Raw genomic sequence first — 2,301 nt, forward strand, 5'->3', positions numbered from 1 at the left:
GCGCACCGAGGGAGTCGGGAGTCGGGGTAAGAAAATTGAATTTGCTTCATAACTATGAAAAACTATATATGCCGTTTTTTCTTACCACGCGCCCCCGCCCCGATTCCCGATTCCCGATTCCCGATTCCCGATTCCCGATTCCCGATTCCCGATTCCCGATTCCCGATTCCCGATTCCCTATTCCCTATTACTTCATTGTCGAGCAAACACCTTATCTAAACGTTCTTCCCATTTCTTCTGATTAGCCATAGCCTCTTGAACGAAGGGTGACCAAGCAATTAGTTTAATAAATAATAAATTAATCCATGAAGCAGGAAAACGGAGGGGTCTAACAATATCTAGAAATAAAACCACCCGCATCCCATCGGTTTGATTCCATACCTCATGGGGAAAGCTATCATCAAACATCATTGCTTTCCCTTCTTCCCAATAGCGAATGTCGTTACCAACACGAATCCGACAATTTTCCTTCGGTTCAGGAACACGTAATCCTAGAAGACATCTGATCACCCCTTTATAAGGTCCCCTATGTTCAGGGATATGCTTCCCTGGTAATAGGATTGAAAAAAAGGCCGTTTTCATGCCAGGAATTTTTTCGATAATACGAGTAGTTTCCGGACATTTTTCACAATTCTGTTTAACTTTAATTCCATAGCCATAAAAGCCATAGGTTTTCCAACGATTATCCGTACTGACATACTCAGCCTGGTCTGGGGAAATATCTTGGAAGTTGGGTAGAGTATCTCTATATTTCAAGACTTGATCTAGCTCTTGGCGAATCGTCATCCATTGAGATTCTAACTCAGCTACCCAATCAAATTGGTCAGGCTCGAAGAAGGTTGAATTACCAATTAATGAGTAATTAGTAATTAGCTTTTCAAAATTGGATATCAGTGATATACCAATACCATAGATCAGGAAATTTCTGGCTTTCTCCCTAAGAGCCTCTAAAGAACGTTTCATGGTTAATTATTTTAGCTGCGCTTAGAGGGATATGTTACCATACCTAATTATTTTTTTTACTGGTTCCTAAAAAAAATAATAAATTCCTAGTGATGGTCGGAATTAGGTAAGTATTCAGCCGTGAGCTAAAAGCTCAAGCGTGCGCGTTCAGCGGTCAGCTTAAGCGCTACGCGCACGCTACGCGAACAGCTTGTAGGGTGGGCAAAAAGCGATGCAGCGCGGTCTTGGGAAGGCAGCGCGGTCTTGGGGGTTCCCCCCATGAGCGACTGCCGTGGTTTCCCCCACTCGCGCTTTGCATCAAGACACAGTTTGATTGTTTTGAGTATTAATGATTATATTACTTTGCCCACCCTACTTTAATTCGTCTTTTCTGGGAATTAGTAATCTTTAACACATTTAATAATCCCAATAACCTAAGCATTCAGCAGTCAGTAGTCAGCAGTCCGTGGAAACCTCTGTCAGGCCACTGCATAGCTTATTCGCGCATCACCGATTACGCTACGCGCACGCTACGCTAACAGTAGGCTGGCACAGACCAAAAGCACTGTGAAGTAACCCATAAGCTGATAGCTGATAGCTGATAGCTGATAGCTGATAGCTGATAGCTGATAGCTGACCCAATAACAACCTTAGGATTCTGATCCAGCAACATTCAACTGACTCAACAGATCGGTAATACTACGCTGTTGAAGTTGACTCTGTCGCCATTGACCTACTGCCTCTAAAGTGCCATCAAGAAATCGCAGCCGACATTCCCGACGTTTAATCTTACCACTAGAGGTCTTGGGAATACTTCCGGTCTTCAGCAGCACAATCCCATAAACATCAGCAATATGCTCTTGGGCTACTGCTTGACGAATGGCTGCCACTACTTCATCAACCACTAAGTGTCTCAGGTAACTCCGCTTTATCTCTTGAGCAATAACTAATCGTTCTTCCCCTTCTAAATCTACGGAAAACGCTGCACTAGCATTGGGTCGTAGGGCTGGATGACTCTTCTCAACAGTTGCTTCAATATGCTGGGGATAGCGGTTGTTTCCCCAGAGGATCATCAATTCTTTGAGGCGACCGGTGATAAAAAGTTCCCCATCTTGTAGGAATCCTAAGTCTCCGGTGCGCAGAAATGGTCCAGTGCCGGTGTCTTTTATATAGGCACCAAATGTCCGTTCTGTTTCCTCTGGTTGATTCCAATAGCCCTTGCCCACACCTAAACCAGATACCCAAATTTCGCCGACTTTATTCTCTGGACACTCTATTAGGGTTTCCGGGTCAACAATTACCACGTGATCATCTAACCAGGGCTGACCACAGCCGACAATCCTTTGTGTTCCCTGTTGG

At 44.3% G+C, this 2,301-nt stretch carries 2 protein-coding genes and 1 pseudogene; 1 reads left to right on the forward strand and 2 read right to left on the reverse strand.

Annotation, left to right across the window (positions count from 1 at the left end; genetic code table 11):
* Positions 1-245 (forward strand): annotated as a pseudogene (locus F6K53_RS37620) (hypothetical protein); the annotation flags it as partial.
* On the opposite strand, the gene F6K53_RS37625 reads toward F6K53_RS37620, so the two are convergent.
* Positions 193-963: an aspartyl/asparaginyl beta-hydroxylase domain-containing protein gene (locus tag F6K53_RS37625; protein ID WP_293064737.1), complete on the reverse strand. Its 771-nt coding sequence runs from the start codon at positions 961-963 to the stop codon at positions 193-195. The pseudogene F6K53_RS37620 and the gene F6K53_RS37625 sit on opposite strands and share 53 nt — an antisense overlap.
* 629 nt (positions 964-1,592) lie before the next feature.
* On the reverse strand, positions 1,593-2,301 hold a 709-nt coding region (locus tag F6K53_RS37630; protein WP_293084767.1), incomplete at its 5' end, for an AMP-binding protein.

Origin of the sequence: Moorena sp. SIO4A1 (assembly GCF_010672065.1) — a bacterium.
Lineage (GTDB): Bacteria > Cyanobacteriota > Cyanobacteriia > Cyanobacteriales > Coleofasciculaceae > Moorena.